This window comes from Rhizobium sp. P1_B8 (assembly GCF_056406515.1).
The window spans coordinates 48,830-68,623 of record NZ_JBFTZZ010000034.1 but is presented as its reverse complement, the minus strand read 5'-3'; the positions used below and the strand labels follow the sequence as shown (position 1 = coordinate 68,623).

The 19,794-nt window shown below is 60.2% G+C and carries 14 protein-coding genes and 2 pseudogenes; 12 read left to right on the top strand and 4 right to left on the bottom strand.

The features are described from left to right. Nucleotides 1-14 precede the first annotated feature (14 nt). Both AC1D2N_RS30150 and AC1D2N_RS30145 read right to left on the bottom strand, forming a co-directional pair. A complete protein-coding gene (locus AC1D2N_RS30150) occupies nt 15-371 on the bottom strand; it encodes a Nif11-like leader peptide family natural product precursor (RefSeq protein WP_065276871.1) in 357 nt (118 codons plus the stop codon). Nucleotides 372-501: 130 nt separating this feature from the next. Beyond that, the gene (locus tag AC1D2N_RS30145; protein ID WP_065276880.1) at nt 502-1,806 is read right to left on the bottom strand and encodes a Glu/Leu/Phe/Val family dehydrogenase; all 1,305 of its coding nucleotides are present in this window, start codon (nt 1,804-1,806) and stop codon (nt 502-504) included. A 744-nt stretch (nt 1,807-2,550) separates the two neighbouring features. On the opposite strand from AC1D2N_RS30145, the gene AC1D2N_RS30140 reads away from it, so the two are divergent. The 4 genes from AC1D2N_RS30140 to AC1D2N_RS30125 all read left to right on the top strand — a co-directional run bounded on the left by AC1D2N_RS30140 (nt 2,551) and on the right by AC1D2N_RS30125 (nt 7,838). Further along, a complete protein-coding gene (locus AC1D2N_RS30140; protein ID WP_130654392.1) occupies nt 2,551-5,217 on the top strand; it encodes an aminotransferase class I/II-fold pyridoxal phosphate-dependent enzyme in 2,667 nt (888 codons plus the stop codon). A gap of 106 nt (nt 5,218-5,323) precedes the next feature. Continuing rightward, nucleotides 5,324-5,614, top strand: a complete 291-nt coding sequence (locus AC1D2N_RS30135; RefSeq protein ID WP_477982567.1) for a hypothetical protein — start codon at nt 5,324-5,326, stop codon at nt 5,612-5,614. A 47-nt stretch (nt 5,615-5,661) separates the two neighbouring features. Continuing rightward, nucleotides 5,662-6,801 (top strand): biotin carboxylase, encoded by a 1,140-nt coding sequence (locus AC1D2N_RS30130; RefSeq protein ID WP_477982565.1) that lies wholly within the window; start codon nt 5,662-5,664, stop codon nt 6,799-6,801. Beyond that, nucleotides 6,798-7,838 carry a C45 family autoproteolytic acyltransferase/hydolase gene (locus AC1D2N_RS30125; protein ID WP_130748839.1) on the top strand — a complete coding sequence of 347 codons (1,041 nt, stop codon included), beginning with the start codon at nt 6,798-6,800 and terminating at the stop codon, nt 7,836-7,838. Before AC1D2N_RS30130 ends, AC1D2N_RS30125 begins: the two co-directional genes overlap by 4 nt. Before the next feature lie 268 nt (nt 7,839-8,106). Here the strand turns inward: AC1D2N_RS30125 and AC1D2N_RS30120 are convergent. Further along, nucleotides 8,107-8,260, bottom strand: a pseudogene (locus AC1D2N_RS30120) (IS6 family transposase); the annotation flags it as partial. A gap of 203 nt (nt 8,261-8,463) precedes the next feature. Between AC1D2N_RS30120 and AC1D2N_RS30115 the strand changes: the two are divergent. The 8 genes and pseudogenes from AC1D2N_RS30115 to AC1D2N_RS30080 all read left to right on the top strand — a co-directional run. Next, complete coding sequence (locus tag AC1D2N_RS30115) at nt 8,464-10,011, top strand: ABC transporter substrate-binding protein (RefSeq protein WP_065276868.1); 1,548 nt, start codon at nt 8,464-8,466, stop codon at nt 10,009-10,011. Nucleotides 10,012-10,049: 38 nt separating this feature from the next. Beyond that, nucleotides 10,050-10,988 carry an ABC transporter permease gene (locus AC1D2N_RS30110; RefSeq protein WP_130654390.1) on the top strand — a complete coding sequence of 313 codons (939 nt, stop codon included), beginning with the start codon at nt 10,050-10,052 and terminating at the stop codon, nt 10,986-10,988. A gap of 10 nt (nt 10,989-10,998) precedes the next feature. After that, nucleotides 10,999-11,850, top strand: a complete 852-nt coding sequence (locus tag AC1D2N_RS30105) for an ABC transporter permease (RefSeq protein WP_065276866.1) — start codon at nt 10,999-11,001, stop codon at nt 11,848-11,850. Continuing rightward, nucleotides 11,847-13,511, top strand: coding sequence for an ABC transporter ATP-binding protein (locus tag AC1D2N_RS30100; protein ID WP_065276865.1), 1,665 nt, complete (start codon nt 11,847-11,849; stop codon nt 13,509-13,511). Before AC1D2N_RS30105 ends, AC1D2N_RS30100 begins: the two co-directional genes overlap by 4 nt. Beyond that, on the top strand, nt 13,501-14,952 hold the full coding sequence (locus tag AC1D2N_RS30095; protein WP_130748838.1) for an amidase: 1,452 nt from the start codon (nt 13,501-13,503) through the stop codon (nt 14,950-14,952). The genes AC1D2N_RS30100 and AC1D2N_RS30095 overlap by 11 nt, the downstream gene beginning before the upstream one ends. Nucleotides 14,953-14,964: 12 nt before the next feature. After that, on the top strand, nt 14,965-15,894 hold the full coding sequence (locus tag AC1D2N_RS30090; RefSeq protein ID WP_130654389.1) for a MurR/RpiR family transcriptional regulator: 930 nt from the start codon (nt 14,965-14,967) through the stop codon (nt 15,892-15,894). Between the two features lie 29 nt (nt 15,895-15,923). Next, on the top strand, nt 15,924-17,111 hold the full coding sequence (locus tag AC1D2N_RS30085; RefSeq protein ID WP_130654388.1) for a serine hydrolase domain-containing protein: 1,188 nt from the start codon (nt 15,924-15,926) through the stop codon (nt 17,109-17,111). 41 nt (nt 17,112-17,152) lie between these two features. After that, nucleotides 17,153-17,673: pseudogene (locus tag AC1D2N_RS30080) on the top strand (transposase); the annotation flags it as partial. A gap of 249 nt (nt 17,674-17,922) precedes the next feature. On the opposite strand, the gene AC1D2N_RS30075 reads toward AC1D2N_RS30080, so the two are convergent. Continuing rightward, nucleotides 17,923-19,779: an ABC transporter ATP-binding protein gene (locus tag AC1D2N_RS30075; protein WP_130657484.1), complete on the bottom strand. Its 1,857-nt coding sequence runs from the start codon at nt 19,777-19,779 to the stop codon at nt 17,923-17,925. Nucleotides 19,780-19,794: the final 15 nt, after the last annotated feature.

The window sequence follows — 19,794 nt, the reverse complement described above, 5'->3', positions numbered from 1 at the left end:
CCGTGACGGTTTGACTAGACGAGGACTGCAGCAACGACGACAATCGCCTCGGCGGCTTCAAAGACAGTCGTTGCCGCTTGCGCCGCCTCAACAGCGGTGGTGGCAGCCACGATGGTCTGGACTGCTTTGATCGAGGTCACAAGGTCCGAACCGTGCTTGCCCGCGGTCTGATTGGCCTTCTTGTCGGTCAAGCCACGCGGGCTTCTGGCCTTTATGTAACTCTTGGCCTCATCGATCGTGAAATCGTAGCCGTGGCTCTTTCCGCTCGCCACCAGCGACGCGAGACCGGTAACATTTTTTTTCACGTATTCCAGCAGGTTAGCGTCGTTCCCCAGATCGTCAATGAAACGCTCAAACTCAGATTTAGACATTGTCCTTCTCCACTTTCCGACAGGCAATGCGCCCGCATTTGCCTAAATTCTCAAATCCGGTAAGCAATTTTCTTCCAGTTGAGTTTGCAGTTGCTTCCATCGTATTTCCTCCAGCGGTTTGAGCCGTTTCTCAAGTGGCGGAGCCACACAGGCTGCCGTCTTTACCCGAGCGGCGGTGGTCTCCCTCCTCTTCTACGTCGAGCGCCTCCATAGCTGCGGCAATGCGCGAGAGCGCAAGAACGTAGGCAGCGGTGCGCAGGGTGATGTTCTTGTCTCGCGCATATGCCCAAACGGCGTCGGCTTCCCTTTCCATTGCCGTCTTCAGCCGTTCATGCACCTGTTCGAGGGTCCATCGTTCGCCCTGGCGGTTCTGCACCCATTCGAAGTAGGAAACAGTGACGCCGCCAGCATTCGCCAGGATATCCGGAAGGATTACGACGTCCATGGCCGAGAGGATCTCGTCGGCCTCCGGGGTGATCGGGCCGTTGGCGAGTTCGACAATGAGCCGGGCCTTGATGCTTCCCGCGTTGCCCTCGTGAACCGTATTCTCAATCCCGGCCAAGACAAGGATTTCGCATTCGACCGCCAGGAGCGCGTCGCGAGGAATCTCGGAGACACCAGCTGAACCTGCAATGCTAGTGACACTTCCGTGGCGCTTGGCGGCAAGCAGTTCGCCAATGTCGAGACCATCTTGGACATGGACCGCACCCTTGGAGTCCCCGGCCCCCACGATCTTGTATCCGTCGGCGGCGAGCAGTTGCGCCATGTGCTTGCCGGCATTGCCTACTCCTACGATCACCACTCGATGCCCACGCTTCAAGCCCAGCGTGCCGGCTTTATGCTTCATGATGTTATAGCCGCCGCGTGCCGTCGCATCGTCGCGCCCGAGCGAGCCGCCAAGCACGACGGGTTTGCCGGTAATCATTGATGGCGTCCTCTTGCCGACAATGGTGCTGTATTCGTCCATCATCCAAGCCATGGTCCATTCATTGGTCGCGACATCAGGGGCTGGAATGTCCCGATCCGGGCCAATGACCCTGGCGAAAGCCCGGATGTAGGCGCGTGCGAGACGTTCCAGTTCCGTGTTGGAGAGGCTGCGAGGCTCCACCTTCACGCCCCCTTTGGCGCCGCCAAAAGGCAGGTCCATCACGGCACACTTCGAGGTCATCATTAGTGCAAGCGCCATCACCTCATCGGCGTTCACTTGCGGGTGATAGCGGATGCCGCCCTTCGTTGGACCGAGGCTATCGTCATAGCGGCAGCGGAAGGCCAAAAAGGACTTGGTCGAGCCGTCGTCCATGCGGATCGACAGACGCGCCTGCGTCATCTCGAGAGCTTGTTTCAGCTTTTCGAGAACACTTGGATCAAGATCCAGGTGCTCGGCTGCTTCCAAGACGCGCTTCAGGGTATTTTCAAACAAGGACCGGCCCACAATACTTCCTTTCACAGGTTGGGGAACCTACATGTCAGCGGGCAGGCGTCCCCTGGCTCCAACCGAATGCAGTTCTTGTGTCTAAGCCGGTCCTAGCACTCGTCGTGCCAAGCCGATTGCGCGGTGATTAGCTGGGGGATTTCGGACGAATCCACTTCGCCAGGGGGTCCACAGTGCGACAGCTTTGTCAGCTTTGCGACAGGGGGTGTCTGCATGCGCTTGGCAAGGCGCAACACTGCTTTCGAGATCTGTTTAACCGCCACTAACGACTGAGGATATGCCTCGCAGCCCTGTTGGTTTCGGCAAGCGTGATGAACATCTCGTCGCCCGTTAAAGCACCGTAATTGATCGCGTGAATCTCAGCGTGGAGCAGCGTCTTCGGCAACCATGGCCATCCAATCTGAAGCACAGCGCCGATTTCCACTGCCAGGATTTGAATCGAGCGCAGCTCATTCGACCGAGAAGCGCGTGTGCATTGGGGCTCGCCCTCTGCGGCTTCTTCAGGAGCCTCACGACATATGCGCGATTGTCGTCACCTTTGTCGGCTTCTTGACACGCCTTAAGATTCTTCGGTCCGGTATTTAATCCCGCTAAGTGTTTGCGGCAGCATCAGATTCCGGTTCTGCCCCCATCAATCGGCTTAACTGGCACGACGCTTGAAAATTGTTCTTGGGCTGCGACGGAACCAGCCGCGTCCGATGTCGGGGCATTACCCCGCACCTGCAAGAGTTGATACGGAGTATAATCATGGCTGCTGATACCCCCGAAACATCGCTAAATAATTGTCTCAGCATTTCGGACCTCCGCTCTGACAATTGGAAATCATTGGAAGACAATCTGGGGTGGCTCTCGACTATTTCCGCCGACCATGCTGATTTCATTACAACTTCTCAGCAGGTGACGCGCGTTATCGAGATTCTGTCTCCAATAGAGGCCTACCAGGCTTATCCCGGTGCACGCGCCTTCGCCAAGCTGGGGGGGATGATACAGAGACAGGAAATGGTCAGGGCGCATCTCCTGGCTCGGGGGTTTCGAAAGAAGATCGCCAGCCTGGCCCACCGTCAGCGCTACTCCGAGGTGCTGTTTGTCGGCAAGATGTCGTCCTCCGAGCAGAAGGCCCTACGCCGCAGTCTGAAGCGCAAAACCGGGATCGGCGATTTCGCCTTCGACGCTGTCTTCGTCCAGACCTTCGAGGATGCTCTGAACGCACTGCGTGTCAACCTTATCCTCCAAGCCGTGGTTATCCATGACGGCTTTGCCTTCCGCTCGCAGGATTGTCATCTGGACACGCTGCACTCGGTTCTCGACGAGCTGGAGGTCCTTTTCGAGGCCACTTCGGAGTCCGAGCGCGGCCCGCTGCTCGGCCGCGAGATTGCGAAGCTTAGGCCAGAGGTCGACCTCTATCTCGTCGCCGACTCGAATGTCGAAGACATCGCCGCGCGCATGGGCGAGACTTTTGAGCGTGTCTTCTACCGTGAGGCAGACTGCGACGAACTCTATCCCTCCATCATGCGCGACGTCGCACGGCGCTACGATGCTGACTGGTTCAATGGCGTAAAGGGTCACGCTAAACGGCCGATAAGCAACTTCCACGCCTTGACGGCTTCCCGCGGCAAATCGATCATGAATTCGAACTGGATCCGTGATCGTGCGCAGTTCTATGGCCCGACCCTGTTCCAGGCGGAGACCTCCGCTACCTCGGGCGGCCTGGATTCCCTGCTCGAGCCACGTGGCCCGCTGAAGATTGCGCAGGAAAAGGCGGCGCGCGCTTTTGGTGCCAAGCGCACCTTCTTTTGCACCAATGGCACTTCGGGGGCTAACAACATCGTGGTGCAGGCCCTTGTCAGGCGAGGCGATGTGGTAATAGTCGACCGAAACAGCCACACATCAGTGCATCGTGGGCTGATGCGGGCGGGTGCGCGGGTGGACTATCTGGATGCCTACCCGCTGAACGATTATTCCATCTATGGCGCAGTGCCCCTGGAGGAACTGAAGCGGAAACTTCTCGACCACAAGCATGCCGGCACGCTCGATCGCGTTTGTCTGCTGATCCTCACCAACTCCACCTTCGATGGTATCGTCTGTGACCCCAAGCGCGTGATGAAGGAATGCCTGGCGATCGCGCCGCATCTTGCCTTCTTGTGGGATGAGGCCTGGTTCACCTTTGCTTACTTTAATCCGACGTATCGGCAGCGCACGGCTATGGGAGCCGCCGCCGAGCTTGAAGCGATGTTTCAGGACCCGGACTATGCCGCCAGCTATAAGGCCTTCAACGTCGAATTCGGCGCCGAAGCCTGGGCGGACGACGAAAGGATCCTGAACACGCCGCTCCTGGCAGATCCGTCGAAGGCGCGGGTCCGGGTCTATGCGACCCAGTCCACGCACAAGGGGCTGATGGCACTGCGCCAGGGCTCGATGATCCACATCAGGGATCAGGATTTTAACGAGAAAGCCTTCGGCGATGCCTACAAAACGCATACCACAACCTCACCAAACTACCAGATCCTTGCAACGCTCGACCTTGCCCGCGCACAGGTGGAGCTGGAAGGTTACAAGTGCGTCCGGCACCAGCTGGAACGCGCCACGACCCTGCGCCAGCAAGTGTCACGCGATCCGCTGCTTTCGAAGTATTTCCGGGTCCTCGGCGTCGGCGATCTCGTACCATCGGAATATCGCGAGTCGAATGCGGAATCCTATTTCGACGAGAAGTCCGGCTGGATAAATTTCGAGAAGTCCTGGCTGACGGATGAATTCGTCCTCGACCCGACGCATATCACTCTGGAAATCAGCGCGACCGGCTTGAGTGGCGACACGCTCAAGAAGCACCTGGATAAGTGCGATATCCAAATCAACAAGACCACGCGCAATACCATATTGCCCATCATCACTATCGGCACCACGCGCTCCGACGTTGCCATTTTCATTCAGGTGCTGCGGAAGATCGCGCTCGACTGCGAAGAAAGAGCGCGCAATTTCTCCAAAATAGAGCGGAGCATTCACGATGATAAAGTTCGCTCGCTGGCTCTGCAACAGCCCCTGCCACGCTTTTCATCTTTCCATCAGGTGTTCCGCCCGAATATGGAGACCGGAGACGGCGACATGGGCTTGGCGAACGACCTGGCCATGGAAGATGACAACTGCGAATATCTCCAGCCCGCCGACGTCGAACGCGCGATCTCCGGGGGCCGCGTAGTGGTCTCTGCGAGTCTCGTCCTCCCCTATCCGCCGGGCTCGCCCATTCTCAGCCCGGGTCAGGTAATCGACATTCCGAGCCTCAAATACCTGCGCGCGCTCGATGTTCGCGAAATACACGGCTTCGATCAGGAACGGGGTTTGCGGGTTTTCAGGGAGGAAACGCTCAGCAAACTATCGAGCGCAAGAAAGTCCACTCCCGATCATGGAGGCGAGTCGTGAGCGTGCTTCTTCAAAAACATGGGGTCTCTCATCCGTCACGCGCCAATCCACATCTGCGCGTCCTTATTTTCGCTAGCAGATCGATCACACTCATCTGGAGCAGACTATGTCGACGAAGGACGAAGAAAAGAACCACGATCAAGCGCAAGAAACATTTGAACAACAAGGACTAATTATGAAAGGCATTCGCACCATCGCTGACCTTCGCGACTTCATGCGCCACAACAAGCGTCCGATCTATTTCGTCTCAGTGTCGCCTTTCAATCTGATGGGCATGGACGAATGGGTGGCGAATTTCAAGTACATCTGCTACGTCGACCCCTTCGACGGGCGGCATCCAAACGTCTTCGCTCCCTCCAGCACAACACCAACCACCTGCTCCAGCACCCGGAGGTGATCGACTATATCACCAGGCGCGGCGGCCGCCCGGCCGCCGTCTTCCTGATGTTCGACGAGAAGACCGAAGAAATCTGCAAGGAACTCGGCATCGAGATCTGGCATCCTCCGGCCAAGTTGCGCCACCACTGCGACAACAAAATAGAGACCGTGCGCATCGGCAACAAGGCAGGCGTGCGCTCCGTCCCCAACACCCTTGGCCCCGCTCGCACCTATGAGGAACTTCTTACTTCGGCGAGAAAGGCCGGCATCGGCGCCGATCTCGTGGTTCAAACCGCGTTCGGCGACAGCGGCCAAACGACCTACTACATCGGCAGCGAGGATGACTACAACCTTCACGCCGCGAAAATTGCCGCGGAGAACGAGGTCAAGATCATGAAGCGCATCAAATGCCGTAGCGCCACCATGGAGGCCTGCACCACGACTTCTGGTACGCTCGTCGGCCCGCTTATGACCGAAATCGTCGGTAACCCGGAGCTGACGCACCACAAGGGTGGTTGGGCTGGCAATGAAATCTTCGCCGACGCCTTTCCCCAAAAGGTTCGCGCCGAGGCGCGCAACATGGTTCAGCGACTCGGCAACCAGTTGCGCAAAGAAGGCTATCGCGGCTATTTCGACGTCGATTTCCTCATCGATGAGAACAACGAGGTCTATCTCGGCGAGCTCAATCCGCGCATATCCGGCGCAAGCTCGCTGACCAATCACGCCCCCTTCGCATATGCCGATGCTCCGCTCTTCCTGTTTCACCTGATGGAATTTTCCGATATCGCCTACGACATCGACGTTGAGGACCTGAACGATCGTTGGGCCTGTAACGAATCCATTGAACCCTGGTTGCAGGTGATGATCAAGCAGACCGAGAAGCTCAACGAAATCGTCACCCATGCGCCGGCGACGGGCATTTACCGAATGGCGGCGGACAACAGCGTGTCCTACGACCGCTTCGCCTGTCAATGGGAGGAGATAGAGAGCGAGGAGGAGGCATTCTTCCTTTGCCTCGCAGGCCCGGGCGACAGCCTCTACTTGGGCGCCTACTTCGGAGTACTCTTAATGCGCGGGCGGGCGATGAACGACGAAGCCGAGCTGAACGAGCGCACTAGAAACTGGGTTGGGGGCATCAAGCGCATCTATGCCAGCAAGCCGCTCACCGAAATCCAGGGCGACGAAGCGACGGAGCCGGTCCGTTGAAGATTCAGGAGGACGCCATGTATCTGCAGTTCGAAGCCATAAACGAAGATGTGCCCGGTTCCAAATGGCGCCGGGTGTTCGATCGCCATTGGCCTGCCTACAGCCGATGGTTCGTGAGCGACGGTGACCGTTCACGCCCGACCTATTCCAACAGCCTCAAGGCATTGCGGACATATATGCCGAGACTGCTGCCGACCTACGAGGCTATCGTGGAGACCGCCGGAGGCGGAGATCTGGAAGCCCGCTTCCTGTCCATGTGGTGCCCGCCCTTCTATGTGGGCGGATGTTCGCAGGCGATCGTGACGGGTGCGGAGCCCTCGCTCATTCGCAACTACGACTACAGCCCGCGGCTTTTCCAAGGGACCTGGCTGGCGTCACGCTTCAACGGCAAGCGCGTCGTCGCGGTGGTCGATTGCCTTTGGGGCGTGCTCGACGGCATCAACGAGGACGGGCTGGCGGTCTCGCTCGCCTTCGGCGGGCGCACAGCCGCGGGGGAGGGATTCGGCATCCCGGTGGTGCTGCGCTACGTGCTGGAGTTTGCCAACACCACGGCCGCAGCCGTCGCCATGCTCCGAAGTATTCCCGTGCACATGTCCTATTCCATCGCGCTGATCGACCGTAAGGGAAACCACGCGACCGTCTACGTAAACCCCGATCGTCCGGCGGAAGTGGTGGAGCGTCGCGTCAGCACCAACCACCAGCACGGCGTAGAATGGGCGTGCCTCGCCGAGATCACCAATTCGGTCGAGCGCGCGGCGGCGGTGGAGAAATTGCTGCCGCTCTCGGCGAGTATCAAGGAGGTTCTTTCCGGCTTCCAGCGCCCCCCCATCTACCAGACAAACTACGGACATCGCTGCGGCACGCTGTACACCGCCGTCTATCGGCCGTTCGACGCCTCGGTGGAGCTGGTCTGGCCGGGGTCAGTTTGGCGGCAATCCTGCGCCGATTTCCAGGACGAGGTGCGCACCCTCCGCTTCAACGACGGGAAGTTCGGCGGCCTAGCCCCGACCTTCAGCCAAGTCACAGTGAGCAGTTGACGATCTTGTAAATCGATCATTTTGACATCGTAACGGCCAGGCCACGGGGCCGGTGACGACGCAGAGTTTCTCGTTGCAACCGGCTGATCAACGCGGTGTCAGCAATCCAGACTAGGTTCCAGCTCCGCGCGCATTGGCCAATGTTGCGCTCCCGCGCCGCGCCGCACCGCGCCTCGGCGAGCGACCACGTTGCAGGCGTCATCGACAACTTGAGGCGAATCGAGGACGACAGCAATGGGGTCGGCCGGACTGCATCTGTTCTCAATCGAAAGGCGAGGAACCAGCGGTTGATCATGCTTTGGTCCACTTCGAAGCCGCGCTCCTGGAACTTCTCTTCAAGGTCTCGGTGGCTGAGCTAATAGCGCAAGTACTACCTCAGCGCCTGCACGACCATCGGCCTCAAAATGCCGCCCTCGAATCACTTTCGACTGGCTCGGCTTCTCGAAGAATGCGTCGCCGTCCTCTTCGTGCGTTTCGTCGCCGTCGCTGGCTAAGGTGCTGGGGCTTGCGATCCACAAACGAGATTATGTTATATTTACAACTTGAAGGTTGACAAAAGTTAATAATCTCACATAACCTCTCCTCATGCCGAAAGGCACAAAAGGAATATCGGGAGGAGAACAAGATGAATTCCTTGAGCGGATTCTGCCCACGGGGTGCGGGCGCGGTGTTGCACGGCGCTGCCCTCGTCGCTATGGGTTTATGTTGGACCGTGCCGGCCTTCGCCGACGATGTGATTCGCATCGCTTCGCCCTACCAGACTACGACGCTAGATCCGATGCGCTCCTCGGCGGCCGGCAACATCGAAACCTACGGCCAACTTTATTCGCGCCTTCTGCGCCGCAACTCCGAAACGGGTGCGCTGGAGCCGGGGCTCGCCGAGAAATGGGAAATTTCACCGGACGGCAAAACCTACACGTTCCATCTGCGCGATGCCCAGTTCTCGGACGGTTCTCCGATCACGGCTGCCGACGTGGCCTTCAGCCTCGACCGTATCCGGAGCGACAGGAAATCGACTTATCCTGCGCCGCTGGGGGCCGTGGAATCGGTGACAGTGGCGGATGCGAAAACCGCGGTAGTCACACTCAAGTCGGCCTTCGCGCCGTTCCTTGGCAACGCGGAAATCTGGAACATGGGCATCATCTCGAAGACCGATGTCGAGAAGCGCGGCGAAGAGGCAGCTTTCGCCACGGTCCCGGTTACTTCCGGCCCGTATGAAGTCAAACAGTGGAAGCCGAACGAGAAGCTCGTTCTCCAACCCAATACGCACTACTGGCGCAAGGGTTATCCGAAGTCGAACGCCACGGTGGAACTGATCGAGATCACATCTCCCGAAACCCGCATCGCCATGCTGAAGGCAGGCGAGATCGACGTGGTGCGCGCGGTACCGTGGGCGCAGATCGATGAGCTGAAGGCGGCCGAGTCGGTGGATATGCGGCTTGAGCCTTCGACGACGATTTACATGACCCTGCTAAACCATAAGCGTGAGCCCTTCTCCAACCCGAAAGCGCGGCAGGCGGCAGGCTTGGCAATCGATAACAAGGCCATGGCCGCGGCCATCACGCGTGGCTATGCCGAACCGGCGAACACCACGCTGCCGGGCAGCCTCGATTTCCATGACAAGGATTATCCGGGCATCCCGCACGATCCCGCCAAGGCAAAGGAATTATTGGCCGAATCCGGCATGGTGGGGCGCGAGGTAAAGATCCTGGCGGCCGCCGATGGGCCGTCCCAGCAGACGGCGCTGCTAATCCAGGCCCAATGGCAAGCGATCGGGTTAAAGCCGGTGATTGTTAATGTCGATAGCGGCGCTTGGTGGGATGCGACCGGCAAAGGCGATTACGACGCCGCAGCCAACTGGTGGTACAACGAGACCCCCGATCCAGACCTTGCCGTGCGCTGGGCCGTGTGCGGATCCTGCGGCTCGAACTCCTACAACACCTTCTATGCGAACCCGAAGGTGGACGCGCTCGTCGAGCAGGGCACTAAGGAGGCTGATCGGGCCAAGCGCGCGGAAATCTACAAGGAGATTCAGAAGATCACCACAGAGGAGGTGGCACAGATCCCCCTCTACTATGCGCCAAACCCGGTTGCCTACTCCAAGCGTCTCCAGGGTCTCAAGCTGACGCCCTCGCTACAGTGGACGTTGGAAGAAACCTCCATCGGCCAGTGAGTCGCCTTCGCCCCTGACGCTTGAACAGGAGAACCGGATTGCCCCTTCTGCAACTCATTACGCGGCGCCTGCTGCAATTGATCGGTGTGCTTGCTGGTATCAGCCTCGTGACGTTCCTCTTGGTGCACATGGCGCCGGGCGATCCCGCGCGGCTTCTTGCCGGGGAGAGGGCGAGTGCTGAAACCATCGCGGCGATTCGCTCGCAATATGGCCTAGACTTGCCGCTCTGGCGGCAGTTCCTGACCTATCTCGCCAATCTCACTTCGGGCGATATCGGGCTGTCGCTCCGCTTTCAGCGACCGGTGAGCCAGCTTATCGAACAGTTCATGTGGCCGACGCTGTTCCTCACCGGCTATGTACTGTGCTTCGCCATCCCACCGACAGTCGTGCTCGCCATTGTCGGCGCCCGGCGTCCCGGCGGCATGGCCGACCAGATCATTCGTCTGGTTGGGATTGCCGGTCTCACAATCCCGGTGTTCTGGCTGGGCATCATGATGTCGCGCGTCTTCGGCGTCAGCCTCGGCTGGTTTCCCGTCTCGGGCTACGGCACCGGTTTCACCGGCCATCTTCATCACCTGTTCCTGCCGGCCTTGTCGACCGCGATCTGGCTGGTGCCGGTTCTGACTCAGAGCCTTCGCGCCGCCCTCATCGAAAAGACAACGGCCGACTTCGTCACAGCCGCGCGGGCGCAGGGCGCCACAGAGCGGCAGATATTCTGGGAGACCATGTTGCCGAACGCTGTGCTGCCGACGCTCAACCTGCTCGGCGTCATGGTAGGCTTCATGATCGGCGGCGCCGTGATCGTCGAAACCGTCTATGCGGTGCCTGGCCTCGGCACGCTGATGGTCAACGCGCTGCTCGGTCGCGACTACTATGTCGTGCAGGGCCTGACGCTTATTTTCGCGGTCTCGACCGTCTTGATCACGCTGATGGTGGACCTGCTCACCGCGTTCATCGACCCGCGCGTTCGGCTTTGAGGAGATTGCCATGGATTACAGTCCGATTGTGGTGCAAACCGCACCGTCGGTTCCCAACATTACCCCTACCATGCTGGTTGCACTGGTGATTCTCGGCGGATGGCTGTTGACGGCGCTGGCCGCCCCGGCGATCGCGCCCTATGATCCTGATGCCATCGACATCATGAATATGCTTTCGCCGCCGAGTGCCGCTCATTTGTTCGGCACGGACCAAGTCGGTCGCGACGTCTTCTCGCGGGTACTTTTCGCAAGTCGGGTCGATCTGCTGCTGTGCGTGGCCGGGGTGCTTCCGCCCCTCTTGATTGGCACGACGATCGGGCTGCTGAGCGGCTATTTCGGAGGTGTGGTCGATAACGTGTTCATGCGCATCTATGACCTGACCGTCGCGTTCCCCTTCTTTGTTCTCGTGCTGGCCATTGTCGGCGTGCTCGGGCCGGGGCTCCTCAACTTCATCCTGGCGCTGACCCTCGTCGGCTGGGTCAGCTATGCGCGGTTGGTGCGGGCGCAGGTACTGACGATCCGCGAAAGCGAGTACATTCAGGCGGCAAAATGCCTCGGCTATGCTCCAATCGCCATCCTCAGCCATCATGTGCTGCCGAACGCCATCGGACCGGTCATCGCCTACGCAGCCAGCGACGCGGTGCTCGTCATGCTCGCCGGTGCAAGCTTCGGCTTTCTCGGCATGGGCGCGCAGCCCCCGCTCGCTGAATGGGGCGTGATGATCGCCGACGGTCAGGCCTTCGTGCAGCAAGCCTGGTGGATCTGCCTGTTTCCGGGATTGGCGGCCATTTCGCTCGGCCTGGGATTTGCTCTGCTCGGTGATGGACTGGGGCACATACAGCGGACGGGAGTTACGGCATGAGCGGGCCGGAAACGGACAAGCCGCCGCTGCTTGACGTTAAGGATCTGTGCGTCAGCTTCGCTGGCTTCGCCGCGGTGAAGAACGTATCGTTCACGCTCCAGCCGGGAGAAATCCTCGGCATCGTCGGCGAAAGCGGTTCGGGCAAATCCGTGACCTGCCGCGCCGTGATGCGGCTGTTGTCGGCTACGGCACGCGCCGACGGCACGGTTAAGCTCGACGGACGCAACCTGCTGACGCTCGGCGACGACGATCTGTGTGCCATTCGCGGCCGCGACATCGGCATGATCTTCCAGAACCCGGCATCGCATCTCGATCCACTGCGCCGCATCGGTCAGCAGGTCGCGGCGCCGATGATCCGTCACCTCGGGATCGGTAAGCGCGAAGGCTTACAACGCGCGATCAAGCTGCTGGAGGACGTCGGCATCCGCGAGCCGGAAAAGCGCGCTCGCTCCTATCCGCACGAGTTTTCTGGCGGAATGAAACAGCGGGCGATGATTGCCGCTGCAATCGGTTGCCAGCCGAAGCTGTTGATCGCCGACGAGCCGACGACCGCTCTCGACGTCACGGTGCAGGCACGCATCCTGGAACTGCTCAAGGAGCTCAATCGAAAGAGCGGGCTGGCGATGATCCTGATTTCGCATGATCTCGGCGTCGTCGCGGATATCTGCTCGCGCGTCGTGGTCATGCGCCATGGCGAGGTGGTAGAGCAGGGGCCGATCGACGAGGTCATCAACCGGCCACGCCACCCCTATACAAGGCTACTGATCGATTCCCAGCCTGGCCGCAAGAATTATAGCATGGCGGTCGATCCAGATCAGGCAACTCCGCTGCTCCACGTCGAAAACCTCTCGGTGACGTTTCCCTTCGGGAAGAGTTTGCTCGACAATTTCGGAAGCAGCAATTCCTTCCGCGCTCTTGACGGCATAGATCTTAAGATCAATACCGGCGAAACAGTTGGCATCGTCGGCGAAAGCGGCTCCGGCAAGAGCACGCTTGCCCGGTCGATCATTCGCCTGAACACCACGAGCGGCGGTGCAATCCGCCTGGACGGTCAGGATGTTGGGTTGCTCAGCGGCGAGGCACTGACGGCGTTCCGTCGCCGTGTGCAGATGGTGTTCCAGAACCCGTACGATTCACTCAATCCGCGGCTGACCATTGCCGAGGCCGTCGCCGAGCCGATTTGGCGGCATGGTATCGCGGACCGAAAGGCGGCGCGGAAAGAGGCCGACCTCTTGTTGGATATGGTTGAATTGCCGAGCAGCCTGCGCGATCGACGGCCACAGCAGCTTTCCGGCGGCCAATGCCAGCGCGTCGGCCTTGCCCGAGCGTTGGCGCTGAAGCCGCAGCTTCTCATCGCGGACGAAATCACCTCGGCCCTCGATGTCACGACGCAGGCGCAGATCCTGGAATTGCTCGTGCGGCTCCAGCGTGAGCGCTCGCTGACGCTGCTCTACATCTCGCACGATCTCGCCGTAGTGAGCAGTCTGTGCCAGCGTGTCTATGTCTTCAAAGCCGGGCGCGTCGTTGAGCAGGGAGTGGCGCGGCATGTCCTGTTCACGCCGCAGGACCCTTATACTCAGGCACTAGTCGGCTCGCTCGCTCGGCTGCCGGCGGCCCGGACAATTCCACCTTCACAACCGGTAGTGACCCATGCGCCTTGATGAATATGCAGCCCATGATGGAACCGGCCTCGCCCACCTGCTGGCGAAAGGCGAGGTCACGCCAAAGGAGCTCGGCCGGTGCGTCGAACAGGCCGTCGCGGCCGTGAACCCTGCACTGAACGCCGTCATCGAACTCTATCCGGACGCGCTCGAGATCCTGCCGGAGGTGGCGTCCGCCACCCCCTTCGGCGGAATTGCCACCCTCACCAAGGACTTCCCAATCGAAGCGGGCCGCCCGGCCGACTTCGGCAGCCGACTCGCACAAGGTTTCCGCGCCGGCCATGACGCCGTCTACTGGACGCGGTTGCGCGCCGGCGGCCTAAACAATGTCGGCCGCACGACGAGTTCCGAATTCGGCGTGCCGGCGGTGACGGAATCCGCCCTCTACGGCGCAACGCGCAATCCTTGGAATCCGGAGCGCGGTGTTGCGGGTTCCAGCGGCGGCGCGGCCGCGGCTGTTGCCGCCGGCATCGTGCCTTTTGCGCAGGGCAGCGACGGCGGTGGATCGATTCGGAATCCGGCCGCGTTCTGCGGCTTGATCGGTCTGAAACCTTCACGCGGGCGGGTTACGGGCGCGCCGAATGGGAATGCCCCGCTTCTCGGCTTGGCAACGGTCTTTATGCTGACACGCTCAGTCCGCGATACAGCAGCCCTGCTCGACCTGTGCCATGGCCCGGATGCCGGCGACGGCTATGAGATCGTGCCGCCAGTGCGCACCTATCTCGATACCATCAAGCGACGGCCGAAGGGGCTGCGCATCGCCCTTTGCACGCGCTCGTGGTCCGGTGTGCAGATCGACCCGCAGGTTGTCACCGCGGCCAGATCCGCAGCGGAGCGGCTTTCATCCCTTGGCCACCATGTCGAGGAGGCGTCGCCGGACTTCGACTATCCGGACTTCCTCCAGGCGCAGAAGGTCATCTGGGCCGCCGACGCCGCCGCGCATATGCCGGCGATGGCGCGGCATATGAACCGCTCGCTCAAGGAAATGCTTGGCACAAGCGTATATGCTCTTTATCGATGGGGGCTTGGCATTAGCGGTGCACAGCTTATCGACGCGCTTGCCGCCTATGATCGGGTGACGCGGCAGGTCGGGCGCTTCCTTGCAGAATATGATCTCTTGCTGACACCGACCACCGCAATGCTCCCGGAGTTAATCGGCACGTTTGATCCCGATCGAGCGGGCATCGATGCGGAAGATGTATTCAATGATCTTGCGCGGAAGGAGACCTATACTGCATTGTTCAATGCGACGGGACAGCCCGCAATTTCCCTGCCACTTGGACGCAGCCGGGATGGTCTACCGATCGGGATTCAGCTTGTCGCCCGTTTCGGACGGGAGGATCTGCTGCTTGCGGCGGCGCGGCAAATCGAGGAAGAGGTGGACAGAACTCCCGGCGTCTGGGGGCAGGGGCGTCCAGCCATTCACGCCGGCGATTTCTAGGAGTCTGTCACTGTGGTGAAAGCACGAAGCGGCAAAAATGCTAAGGGATCGAGCGACGTTGAGCAGAAGATAGACATCGAAGCGATCTTGCGCGACCGCATGTCCGATTTCTCGCCCTCGGAGCAAAGCCTGGCCGCCTATATCTTGGATAATATCCAGATATTGCCCTTCGAGACCGGCAGCAGCATAGCTGAGGCGGTGGGCGTCAGCGAAATGACCGTCACGCGGTTCGTTCGTGGCCTCGGTTTCGAGAACCTGCGAGACCTCAAGAAGCGGTTGCGCGTCGCGGTCGCGGAGAAGGACAGCGAAGTCGACGACTATATGGCCCGCTTTCCGATGCGCGAAGGCCGACAGCAGATGCTGCAGGAAAGCCTGCGGCTGGAACTCGACGCTATCGTGAAGGCCTACGCCTTGACTACCACCGACGCGTGGGACGAGGCCGCAAACCTGCTCGCGAAGGCGCGCACCATCTATGTCGTCGGCTTCCAGGCCTCGAAGGGGCTGGCCATGGATTTCGCCAGCCGCCTGCTCTGGGCGCGCTCTAACGTGATTTTCATCGACAACGCTTCGGGCACGTTTGGCGAGATCATCAATGCAGATCCCAAGCAGAGCGCAGTCGTTCTCGTTGACACGGCCTCGTACGCGACGCGCGGCATCAAGCTGCTGGAGAAGCTGAAGTCGATGGACATGCCGTTGGTCATCGTCACCGACAAGTTCAGTCACTGGGCTTTTGCCTATACGCGCTTCGTCTTTGAGGCGCATACCCATGTGAAAACCTTCTGGGATTCTACGGCAAGCCTCAGTGTGGTACTCAATCTGCTCATCGACGCCGTTGCCATCAAACTAGGGCCGAAGGCTAAGGCGAACTTCGCCATGATGAGCGACATGGGCACCCTCTTCGGGGAGTTCGTCGGAGGCAGCTATCTCCGCCGTAACGATTGATCCATCCCAAACCGCAAACGAGAGCATGCATGACCAGTATTTCGCCATTCCGTGATCCGACTGCACCCGGCAATCCTCTCTTTCCGAGGCAAGACTGGGACCGCGCGCCCTGGAATCGCTGGACGTTCCAACATGTCCGGGATCTGCTGCCGACCACAAAGGTCTGGCGCGGAGCGGGGCCAGCAAGCCTGTTGTTGGCCGATCTTCGGGATATCGATGTCATTCCCTTCGTGGCGGAGGGGGAGGCCCATACCATTGGCAGCTTCCTCGAGACGAGCTATGCCGATGGTTTCCTGGTGCTCCATGGCGGCAAGATCGTTGCCGAGCACTACCTGAACGGCATGACGTCGCATACCCAGCACCTGTCGCAATCTGTTGCCAAGTCTGTCGTCGGCACCGTGGCGGGCATCCTAATCGGCCGAGGAGTGGTCGACCCGGCCGCGTCCCTGACGCATTATCTGCCGGAGCTGGAGGCGACCGCCTACCGCGGCGCTACTGTCCAGCACGTGCTCGACATGACCAGCGGCGTGGTCTTCGACGAGACTTACACTGCGCCCGACTCCCACATGGCGCAGCTGGATGTCGCCAGCGGCTGGAAGAATGGTCAGAACCCGAACTGGCACAAGAATATCTGGGACCTGGTCCTGTCTTTGAAGGATCTAGAGTGCCCGCACGGTACCTCCTTCCGCTATCGCTCGATCGAGACGGATGTACTATCCTTCGTTCTCGAGCGCGCCGCCGCTACCCCGCTTGCAGAACTCGTCAGCCGTGAATTGTGGGCGCCGATGGGGGCGGAGGAAGACGCCTATTTCACCGTGGACGCTGCGGGCTATGCTCTGGGTGACGGCGGGTTCAATGCGACTCTTCGCGACTATGCTCGTTTCGCCCTGCTGCATCTTCGCGGCGGCGAGATCAACGGGCGGCGTATCGTCCCCAGCGAGTGGATTGCCGGGACACGGTTCGGGGCAGATCCGAAACTCTTCGGCGGCATCTATCAAGAGGTTCTGCCGGCCGGCGCATATCACAACCAGTTCTGGATCGAGGATACTGCACGCGGCGTCTACATGGCCCGCGGGGTTTTCGGGCAACTGATTTACATCGACCCGGTGGCGGATTTCGCGGCGGTTGTCCTGTCGAGCTGGCCGGAATTTGTCAGCACGACGCGGACGCGGACAGCGCTGGCGGCGGTGACGGCTGTAAGAGAAGCGCTGTTGTAGTAGCAATCGGGCTATTCCCCTGTTCAGGTTGACGTGATCGCGAGAAGCTACACCGACATCGCTCAACCATTTTCCTGAGCTGCGCCGCAACACGTTCGAGGATCAGCAGATACCGGATCTCAACGGCTACTACTGCGTGACGGCGAATGCGATGGCACGTGAGCGACGTGCCAAGCTGCGTAAGCTTGCGCGGTTCTCGCTTCTGCGTCAGTCGGTGATCGGGCGCATCCTGCATGGCTGGTCGCCGCAGCAGATTGCCGGTCGGATGCGACCGGAGCGGCATCCGATCTCTATCATCATGAGACGATCTATAACTTCGCCTATTTCTCGGACGGTCACGCCATCAAACTGTGGGGACACCTGCCGGAGCATCGTCCAGACGCCGGCCCGGTACGCCAGGCGCCGTCATGTCCGGGTTTTTAGCCGGGAGGTCAACATTCTGAACCCCGATGTGGTCGCCGCACGCAAGCAGTTCGGGTATCGGGAATGCGTTCTGATGCAGTTCCGCAAGAAGTTCGGAAAGGCCAACGTGACGTCGCTGGTCGAACGGGTCATCCGATTCCGATGATGGACGACTTAACAGGCTGCTGAAATTGACGCTGCGTTGCCGGCGCCCTTCCTGCCGCGCGACGCGATCGTCGCCGAGGCCATTGCCACTTGGATCGGCCAGAAGGAGCACTCATCGAACAGCACGGCGTGATCGATCAAGCCGACAGCTTATGAAATGAGGTAACCGCTGCCGGTCGTCAGCACCGTCCGGCAAGAATTCAAGAGGCCCTCCCCGCTTCCGTGGGGAGGGCCTCATTTCTTCCTATTCCGCCGCCACTTCCGCTTCCTCGGGGTGATTGGAGAGGGAGCCGCCGGACTGGCGGTTCCAGAGGTCGGCATAGATGCCGCCTCCCGCGATCAGTTCGCTGTGCGAACCGGCCTCTATGATCCGCCCCTTGTCGAGCACGATCAGCCGGTCCATCTCCGTAAGCGTCGAAAGTCGGTGGGCGATCGCGATCACCGTCTTGCCCTCCATCAAGGTGAAGAGGTTTTTCTGGATCGCCGCCTCGACTTCCGAATCGAGTGCCGAGGTTGCCTCGTCGAGCACCAGGATCGGCGCGTCCTTCAGGAAGATTCGGGCGATCGCGATGCGCTGCCGCTGGCCGCCGGAGAGCTTGACGCCGCGTTCGCCGACCTGCGCATTCAGCCCTTCGCGGCCCTGCAAGTCGACGAGACCTTCGATGAACTCCCAGGCATTGGCGCGTTTGGCGGCCTCGATCACCTCGGCGTCCGTTGCATCGGGGCGACCATAGGCGATGTTGTCGCGGATCGAGCGATGCAGCAGCGAGGTGTCCTGCGTCACCACGCCGATCAGCGAGCGCAGGCTTTCCTGCGAGACGCCGGCGATATCCTGCCCGTCGATGGTGATGCGGCCGGCCTCCAGATCGTAGAAGCGCAGCAACAGCTTCATCAGCGTCGTCTTGCCGGCGCCGGAACGGCCGACTAGGCCGACCTTTTCGCCGGCCTTGATGTCGAGCGAAAGGTTGTCGATGACGCCCTTGCTCTTGCCGTAGTGGAAGCGGATGCGGTCGTAGTGAATCGCACCCTTCTTCGCCGTCAGGGTGGGTGCGCCCGGCTTGTCGACGATGTCGTGCTGTTTGCTCATCATCTCCATGCCGTCATAGACCGTGCCGATATTCTCGAACAGCGCCGTGACTTCCCGCATGATCCATTGCGACATGAAGTTGAAGCGCATGGCAAGACCGATGGCGATGGCGATGGCGCCGACCGAGATCGCTCCGCTCAGCCAGAACCAGATCGACTGGCCCGAGATGACGAAGAGCGCAACACAGTTGTTCAGGTAGACGCAGATGTGGAAGAGCGCCACCTTGCGCAACTGCTTGTGCACGATCTGCAGGAACTCGTCCATGCTTTCCTTGGCGTAGACCTCCTCGCGGCCCGCATGCGAAAACAGCTTGACCGTCGCGATATTCGTATAGCTGTCGACCACGCGCCCCGTCATCATCGAGCGCGCATCCGCCTGCGCCGCGGCAATCTTGCGAAGCCGCGGCACGAAATAGGCGACAATGCTGATATAGACCGCCAGCCAGACGAGGATCGGGATCATCAGCCACCAGTCGGCTGCCGCAATCACGACGATCATCGTCAGGAAGTAGGTCACGACATAGACGAAGACATCGAGGATCCTGATCACCGTTTCGCGTACGGCAATCGAGGTCTGCATCACCTTGGTCCCGACGCACCCGGCCGCCTCGTTGGCGAAGAACGACATGCTGTGGCGCAGCAGGAAGCGGTGCATCTGCCAGCGTGCGCTCATCTGATAATTGCCGAGCATCATCTGATGCATGATGAAAGACTCGAGCCCGGCCGTCAGCGGCAGGCCGACCAGCACCAGCGCCGCCATCCAGAAAAGCTTGTGACCTTCTCTCTCCAGGAAGGTGGCGCGGTCGGCATTAGTCAGCCAGCCGACGATGTCGCCGAGGAACTGGAAGAGGGCCACTTCGCCGATAGCGATCAGCGCCGTCAGCACGGCTATCAAGCCGAGCCAAGGCGCAGCCGGTTTGCTGTAGTGCCAGCAAAAAGCAAAGAGACCTTTAGGAGGGGCGACGGGCTCCTCGCTCGGAAAGGGATTGAGGCGCTGTTCGAACCAGCCAAACATTGATTGCTCCAAGCG